The sequence below is a fragment of the Planktothrix mougeotii LEGE 06226 genome (assembly GCF_015207485.1).
In the GTDB taxonomy this organism is placed as follows: domain Bacteria; phylum Cyanobacteriota; class Cyanobacteriia; order Cyanobacteriales; family Microcoleaceae; genus Planktothrix.
The window spans coordinates 1-7,824 of record NZ_JADEWU010000135.1; the positions used below are offsets into that span (position 1 = coordinate 1).

Sequence of the window (7,824 nt, forward strand, 5' to 3'; positions counted from 1 at the left end):
CCTGATGGGTTACTCCCTGCTCCCCAAATCTTCAAGATAGAGGGAAGATAAAAGACACAAAGAAGCATTTAAGTTTTGTTTGCATTTACCAAAACTGCTTCCTAGATACTGTACAGATTGTTCAGGATTTGATGAGGTTGTTACGACCTTCTCATATTACTGTTCCGTTCAATCAAGGCATCTATTTTGATAGCCATCAGGGGTCATTTCATGAAAAATATTCTTGTTGTTTTAGGACTGGTTGCTTCCACAAGTTTTACCGTGTTCTCCATTTCTTCTGCTCATGCAGTCCCGTCCAAATCCGAGGTCAATCAAACTACCATCGAGCGTTGGACAACCAATGATTATAAGGGAAAAAATGAGGATGGGGAAGCCGAAGACATCGATACGAAAAAAGCTAAATAAACACCCCTAACGCCAACTTACTCCTACGCCAATGCGATCGCAACCTTGCCGTTTGGCTTCCTGTAGAGCCTCCTCAGCAACGGTGATTAAGGGATCTGGAGGTAAGTCAGGCAGAGGAATTGCCGTTGCCACCCCTAAACTAAGCGTCAGGTAGGAACTAATCTGGGATTTAGGGTGGGAAATTTCAAGCTGCTTAATTTTAGCTCGAATCAGCTTGGCAACTTCTATCGCCCCCGAACTGCCCGTATGGGGTAACAAGATGGCAAATTCTTCCCCACTATAACGAGCGACTAAATCCGCCGGACGCTTAATGCAAGTGCTCATCGTTTGAGCAAGGGTTTGTAAACAGATATCTCCCTGATAATATCCATAAGCTTCGTTATAACCTTGAAACCCATCCACATCCCCAATAATTAGGGATAAGGGTATTTTTTCGCGGGCTAAACGTTGCCATTCTCTGAATAAATATTCATCAAAATAAGGACGGTTTGCTAATTGTGTTAAGGAGTCAAACCGACTCAAATGCTTTAACTGTTCCGTTGTCGTTTGTAACTGTTGGTTAATTTGTTCAAGTTGTTGCTCTGCTGTCCGACGAGCCGAAATTTCTTGCTTTAACTGAAGTCTGGACTGTTCCATAGCCTTCTGATTCTGACCATCATGCCAAATATTTCTAATTCTTAGAATAACTTCTTCAGGATAAAAAGGTTTTCTAATTGAGTCACAATGAAAGCTGGGTTCTAACGGAAGGAAACGGCTCTGTTCAGGAGAGGAAATTAAGAAAAAAATAATAATATTCTGGCATTGATTATGATAAAGCTTTAAAAAGATATCCAGACAAAATTCTTGATTTTGATACTCTAAATAATCTAAAAAAACAATATCAGGTAGCTTAAAGTTTAACTCTTTTAATGCCACAGATCCATTGAAGGCAGTTCTAATAAAATACCCTTGTTCCCCTAAAATTTGAGATAGATGTTGTACATCCTGGTCATGGGAATCAATAATTAAGCAATCTAATAAAGGAGATAGGGGAGGTGGCAAAATCATAAGTTTCATCAAATAAAATAGAGTTCAACAACAGGATTGATTCAGATTCAGCCACTGCTTCTTCTTCAATACTCATGAACTCTTCAATGATCCAAAACTCCCTGATTCACACTCAAGATGACACCCACAAACCCAGGATCAGGGAAAATGTTCAAGTTAATCTTGATTGTACTCTTTCCTTGATCATAGACCTCTTACTGTTAATCTAACGAAACAGTGTGTGAGGAAAATAGACCATGACGGTTAAAATTCTATCTTTGAGTAATGGTCATGGGGAGGATGCGATCGCAGTTCGGATTTTACGAGAACTTCAGCAACAACCCCACCCCCTAGAATTAGCCGCTTTACCCCTAGTGGGACTGGGACAAGCCTATGGTCAACTGGACAATGTACCGATTATTGGCCCGGTAAAATCTCTCCCTTCTGGGGGATTTATTTATATGGATCAAGACCAACTTTGGCGAGATCTCCAAGCCGGCTTATTCCCGTTAATTTTCCAGCAATATCAAACCCTTCGTCAGTGGGTCAAACAAGGGGGATTTATTCTCGCCGTTGGGGATATTGTTCCTTTGTTTTTAGCGTGGTTGAGTGGTGCTAATTATGTTTTTGTGGGGACAGCAAAATCGGACTATTATCTGCGGGATGAACAGGGACAGTTACCCTTAACACAAATGTGGAAATGGTATCGTTATTTTGATTCGATTTATTTTCCTTGGGAATGTTGGTTAATGAAAAATTCTCGCTGTCGAGGGGTATTTCCCAGAGATACATTAACCACTCAAACGTTACAGAAATATTCTATTCCAGCCCTTGATTTTGGAAATCCCATGATGGATGATTTAGAACCCATAACAACCCGTTTTCATCAACCCCATCTTGAACAGGAAGAAAGACAGCGATCGCTGGTAATTACCTTACTTCCCGGTTCTCGTCCTCCCGAAGTTTATCACAATTGGGACTTAATTTTACAGGGGGTTCACAATATTATTCAAGGGTTTACTGATCCGAATCAAGGTTTAATCGTTTTACCCGGAAATCATGTCCGTAGCTATCAACGGTTAGTGTTTATAGCTGCGATTTCTCCCGGTTTAGAGTTATCTTCCTTTTGTGAACCTCTCACGGCTTTAGGATGGCAAGAAAGCCCGGATATTCCCCTGTCTGATCTTGATTTTTCTTGGGGTCATGGAGAATTAATGTTTTCGTTGCAAAAAGCAACATTAATCTTAACCAATCAAGGGTTTAATGAGTGTTTAACGTTAGGAGATGTTGCCCTGGCAATGGCGGGAACTGCGACAGAACAGTTTGTCGGTTTAGGGAAACCTGCGATCGCAATTCCCGGTACAGGGCCACAATTTACCCCAACCTTTGCTGATAATCAACACCGTCTATTAGGGCCATCCTTAATTATTGGGCAAAATCCCACAGAAATTCCTGAAATCTTGCGATCGCTGCTTCGCAACCCGGATCGATTACAATTAATCGCAGAAAATGGCAAACGTCGCCTGGGACAGCCAGGAGCGAGTCGTCGCATTGCTGAATATTTATCAACAAATTTTACGGTTTAAGGCTCAATATCGCTTGTCTTAATTGTCCTTGATGCTGATCTAATAATTCTTGACTGGATAGGGCATCTAATCCTGTCCACTTCATCAATAACGCCAACTTCACCGATTTTCCACTTTTTTCTAATAAAAATTCGGCTTCTTCTCGATTAATTTCTGTTAAATCCATTAAAATTCTTAAGGCTCGATCTTGCAATTTTTTATTCGTTACTGCCACATCAATCATGCGGTTGCCATAGACTTTTCCTAACTTAACCATGACGCTTGTTGAGAGAATATTGAGCGCCATTTTCGTCACCGTTCCGGCTTTTAATCGAGTCGAACCTGCTAAAATTTCTGGCCCTACTAATAAGCGAATATCCACATCTGCTTCAAATTCTACCTGGTCTACGGGAACACAAGCAATAAACACCGTTTTTGCCCCCCGTTGACGGGCAGCTTGTAATGCCCCCTGTACATAAGGTGTCGTCCCTCCGGCCGTAATTCCAACCACCACATCCTTATGAGTAATTTGCCGTAAGGCGATCACATTTGCCCCATCTTCAGCTTGATCTTCCAAATCTTCAGAACTACGGACTAAAGCTCCCGCCCCTCCCGCAATAATACCCTGCACTAATTCTGGAGGGGTGCAGAAGGTGGGAGGACATTCGGCCGCATCCAAAACCCCTAGGCGGCCACTGGTTCCCGCACCAACGTAAAACAGTCGCCCTCCTTGATGCAAGGCGGCAGTGGTCAGATCAATGGCTTGGGCCAATGATTCACGGGAACGGGCGATGGCCAGTAACGTTTGTACATCTTCCCGGTTAAACAAATCGACTAATTCTAAAGAACTAAGTTGATCTAAATTCTGACTACTCGCGTTGATTTGTTCGGTTAATAAATGTCCCCGCGACTCCCACTGTTCCATATTTAACTCAACTTGTATGTAATCTGTACGATTTCCGATACTCCAATATATCCAATTTTTGTCATCAGGTGATGGTTTTGGTTAACATTGAGTGATCAGCTAAGGGAATAATATCAATTACATCCTATTTTGCCCTCAGTTTTTTGATAGATTAAGAGCAAAAATCGCTATTATTTAAGACTTGATCAGCAAGACATTAATCAGGGATGCAATCGATCCCTAATCCAGATCAATAGAGTTTCCGATTTAACTGATCATTAATAAAACCTTTTTAAATTAGCAACTTGACGCGATTCTCCATTGCCCTTAATATAAGAAACAATACATTTCACCATGTATTGAAAATAGAAATAAATAAACAAATCAAATAAAAAAAGCCATGTCTGAAGCCGATCTCCCCACTCCTGAATCGTTTGATCAGCCTCCTGAAGCACCTTTATCCGAACCTTTGCCCCCGTCGGAAGAGTTGGTTAGTCCTGCTGTAACCCCCGATGAGGAGTGGGAGACGGTGAACTTTCCTAACACGATTCCCCTGGAGGAATTGTTAACTGAGTTTATCAACCAGTTAGAACAATCGGCAGAAACTGAGGCCAGGGATGAGGATTCAACGGTTCCCGATGGGATTTTCCTAGAGGGTTCCGAGGGAAACGAAATGGCAACGGCGTCCTTAATGTCGGTGGAAGGGGAAACGGAAGATAATCCCGTGCGGGTGGTGCAAATTTTACATCAGTGTAACCAAGATTTAATTAATCGGGTGGCGGAATTAGAAGCAGAATTAGATGAAAATCGGCAGAATCGACAGAATCAAGACACAGAATTGTTGCAACGTACTCAAGAATTAGGGGCAACACAAGATCAAGTTAAACGACTGTTTAAAAAGTTAGAAATTGCCAATCAAGTCATCCGACAACAACAGGTTTTAGTTGAAACCTTAACCCAACAATGGGAATCAACCCAAACTCGATTAGCACAAATGGAACGGGATTGTGCTTTAACGCAACAACGATATAATGAGCAGTTTCATGAGTTAGTTCAAGCCCAAAATATGGGCCGAGAATTGCGATCGCGACTCCATCGTCAACAACGCCAAACCCTACAATTTAAAGTCGCATTAGAACGATGTTTAGAAAATCAAGCTCAATTTGAAACCGGGAAACAAACCTTAGAATCAATTCCCGTAATGACAGAAGAACCTCCCCTATTTTATTCTGCTGGTTTATTAACACCTAAAGCTCCCCCAGTACAACCTTGGTCAGCCTCTACGAAGTTTAACAATAATCCTAGGGAAGATTCGGTTAATTCAGTGAATAGAACTGATGAAATCTCCTTAGAATTCGAGATGACGCTTCCGGTGGTTCAAGCTTTATCGGAAGGGTTAGAATCTCTATCTTCTGAGGAAACACCATTGTCTACCCCTGAACCGTTTAAACCCCCTGTAGAATTAACCGTTTCCAACGATGAAATTCCCGTTGAAGACTCTCCCCAACCTCGATTTTTAGAAGGGGAATTAGAACGAATTCGTTTAGAATATGCTTCGTTTATTTCAGAAGATGCGGATTTATTTGTCTTGCCAACGCCATCGGAAACTATGCCGAGGCAACAACAATTGGCTAGATCAATGGGGGAACAATCCTTTAATTTAGAGGTAAAAAAATCTCAATCTACCAGTGCGGTAGCAGTTCAACAACCGGAATCAGAGGAAAGTAAGACGGCTAATTGGCCAGCCCCATTAATTTATCCCCAACGACGTAAAAAATTAGAGTCCTTAGCCTCAATTCACTTACCGACATTTCCCAAAGAAAATCCCTTCTTAACGGAAGACTTTTAAGGCTCAGTTTAAGATTTTATTCCCAATCACCGTTGTAGGGGTGGCGTACAGTCATCCCTATTCATTTTTAGGGTAAGTATCCAAGAGTCAGGAAGTGAATCTGTCCCCAAAAATTAATAACAATTTATACTGTTTTGATGAACAAGGGTATAAAAGTCTTTCTTTAGATAGATGTGTGTTCTGGATTATAGCTTTACCAGGTAAAATTAAACACAAGTTAGTTAAAACCCCATTAATTTAAAATCCCCTAATAAAATATGAATTATTTACAAGCTAGACAACGCTTTTTTCAAGAAATTCAACAACCGGAGGAACAAATTGATTTAGCAAAAGCGGCTCTTTATATTGCTCAAGAAGAATATCCAGAAATTGAACCGGAAGAATATCTCAATGCTTTAGATACAATGGCCTCGGAAATTTTAGAACGATTACCCCAGGAACGTTATCCTCTGCGGGTGATTCAAACGATCAATCACTATCTCTATGAAGATTTAGGATTTAGGGGGAACCAAAATAACTATTACGATGCCAAAAATAGCTATTTTAATGAAGTCATCAATCGACGAACCGGAATTCCGATAACCCTTTCCCTCGTTTATTTAGAGTTGTGTAAACGCATTGATTTTCCGATGGTAGGAATTGGAATGCCAGGGCATTTTTTAATCCGTCCTGAGTTTGAGGATGCCAAAATTTATGTGGATGCGTTTAACCAAGGAGAAATTTTATTTCCAGAAGATTGTACAACCCGATTAACACAAATTTATCAACAACCTATCGAAATGCAACCCGAATTTTTGGCGGCAGTTAATCCCCGCCAATTTTTAGGTCGGATGTTGATGAATTTGAAAGTTATTTATTTGAATGAAGGCAAAATTGAACAAGCTTTAGGAGTGATTGAACGGATTTTATTGCTGTTTCCAGATTCAGTGAATGAAAAACGCGATCGCGGTATTCTCTACTACCATCAGGAGCAATGGAGAGAAGCACAGCAAGATTTGGAGAATTATTTAGAAATTCTACCAATGGCTCAGGATGCTGCTATAATCCGGCAGATACTGGATCAAATGAGCCAGAATATGTAACAGTTTGAGAAGTCCCTATCTAAGGGAACCTTAATAGAGGCCAAACAGACCTATAGAAGGGGACAACAAAATAACTGTGTTACTAAATTTTACTTGTGAGGAAGGAACAAATGAACTTAACATCAGGACGTTGGTTTCAAAAAGTTCGTAACCCCTATCAATTTTTTACTCAGGGTCTATCTAAATATATATCCCTTGCATTAGCAATGATTTTGGGATTAACAATTAGTTTAGGAATATTTGCTCAACCTGCACCTGCTATTGATGAGTTAAGATTAATGTATGGGCCAGCCAATATTTCTTTATCAATTGTCGATTTACAAACCTTTGCTCAAACTGGGGATCAGTCTAATCAACTTCGTTCTTTGGTTACTTTAGCTAAACTGACTCCAGATCAGGTTCAACAATTCCGTCAAGCTCTCAATTACTCGGTTCAAATTCCGACTAATGTTGTTAATGATCTGCTGGACTCCACCTATGGCAGATTAGTAGTCGGAGCGTTTAATCAATTTGTGGCTTCAGGAAGTACCGTTGATGTTGCCGTTGATAAGGTGATTGCTGCATTACGCAATGTAACCCGTGATGGTCAACTCTCAATGTTAGAATTACTTCTCAGCTACCAGGGAGTTAATGCGATTACGATTAATGTTCAAGATTTGATCAACCTCTATAATGATGTTTCTAATTTAGGGGAACAAGCGATCGCTTTCTTGAAAGCTCAACCCGCAGTTCAACAACGCCTTTGCCAATAACTGAACACTTAAATTTATAAACAATAAAGAGGAGTTTTGATCTCAACGATTAAAATTCCTCTTTTCAGTTATCAGTTATCAGTGTAGAGACGTGCCATGGCGCGTCTGTACCAGTTATCAGTGTAGAGACGTGCCATGGCGCGTCTGTACCAGTTATCACTTATCAGTTATCATTAGACACCCTTAGTTTGTCTCTACAAAAGCGAATAATTTTCTTCTCCCTCTCCTCATCCCCTCATCC

General features: G+C 40.6%; 7 protein-coding genes. 5 read left to right on the forward strand and 2 right to left on the reverse strand.

The genetic code is table 11. The annotated features are described in order from the left end of the window. Positions 1-210: 210 nt before the first annotated feature. Complete coding sequence (locus IQ236_RS27100) at positions 211-405, forward strand: hypothetical protein (protein WP_193872275.1); 195 nt, start codon at positions 211-213, stop codon at positions 403-405. Between the two features lie 6 nt (positions 406-411). Here the strand turns inward: IQ236_RS27100 and IQ236_RS27105 are convergent, their stop codons facing one another. After that, positions 412-1,452: a diguanylate cyclase domain-containing protein gene (locus IQ236_RS27105; RefSeq protein ID WP_193872285.1), complete on the reverse strand. Its 1,041-nt coding sequence runs from the start codon at positions 1,450-1,452 to the stop codon at positions 412-414. A 236-nt stretch (positions 1,453-1,688) separates the two neighbouring features. Here IQ236_RS27105 and IQ236_RS27110 point away from each other — a divergent pair, with 236 nt between their 5' ends. Continuing rightward, positions 1,689-3,017 (forward strand): lipid-A-disaccharide synthase-related protein, encoded by a 1,329-nt coding sequence (locus IQ236_RS27110; protein WP_193872288.1) that lies wholly within the window; start codon positions 1,689-1,691, stop codon positions 3,015-3,017. Here the strand turns inward: IQ236_RS27110 and murQ are convergent. Next, complete coding sequence (gene murQ / locus IQ236_RS27115) at positions 3,007-3,921, reverse strand: N-acetylmuramic acid 6-phosphate etherase (protein ID WP_193872290.1); 915 nt, start codon at positions 3,919-3,921, stop codon at positions 3,007-3,009. The two genes, IQ236_RS27110 and murQ, sit on opposite strands and share 11 nt — an antisense overlap. Before the next feature lie 379 nt (positions 3,922-4,300). Here murQ and IQ236_RS27120 point away from each other — a divergent pair, with 379 nt between their 5' ends. From IQ236_RS27120 to IQ236_RS27130, 3 genes are all read left to right on the forward strand, one after another. Then, entirely contained in the window at positions 4,301-5,749 is a 1,449-nt protein-coding gene (locus tag IQ236_RS27120; RefSeq protein WP_193872292.1) for a hypothetical protein, read from the forward strand. Between the two features lie 257 nt (positions 5,750-6,006). Then, on the forward strand, positions 6,007-6,831 hold the full coding sequence (locus tag IQ236_RS27125) for a SirB1 family protein (protein WP_193872294.1): 825 nt from the start codon (positions 6,007-6,009) through the stop codon (positions 6,829-6,831). A gap of 110 nt (positions 6,832-6,941) precedes the next feature. Beyond that, a complete protein-coding gene (locus IQ236_RS27130) occupies positions 6,942-7,583 on the forward strand; it encodes an alpha/beta hydrolase (RefSeq protein WP_193872296.1) in 642 nt (213 codons plus the stop codon). The last annotated feature ends 241 nt before the right edge of the window (positions 7,584-7,824 follow it).

Coding starts and splice junctions, on each gene's coding strand:
- IQ236_RS27130 (WP_193872296.1), top strand. CDS start 6,942: ATGAACTTAACATCAGGACGTTGGTTTCAAAAAGTTCGTAACCCCTAT.
- murQ (WP_193872290.1), bottom strand. CDS start 3,921: ATGGAACAGTGGGAGTCGCGGGGACATTTATTAACCGAACAAATCAAC.
- IQ236_RS27105 (WP_193872285.1), bottom strand. CDS start 1,452: ATGATTTTGCCACCTCCCCTATCTCCTTTATTAGATTGCTTAATTATT.
- IQ236_RS27100 (WP_193872275.1), top strand. CDS start 211: ATGAAAAATATTCTTGTTGTTTTAGGACTGGTTGCTTCCACAAGTTTT.
- IQ236_RS27110 (WP_193872288.1), top strand. CDS start 1,689: ATGACGGTTAAAATTCTATCTTTGAGTAATGGTCATGGGGAGGATGCG.
- IQ236_RS27125 (WP_193872294.1), top strand. CDS start 6,007: ATGAATTATTTACAAGCTAGACAACGCTTTTTTCAAGAAATTCAACAA.
- IQ236_RS27120 (WP_193872292.1), top strand. CDS start 4,301: ATGTCTGAAGCCGATCTCCCCACTCCTGAATCGTTTGATCAGCCTCCT.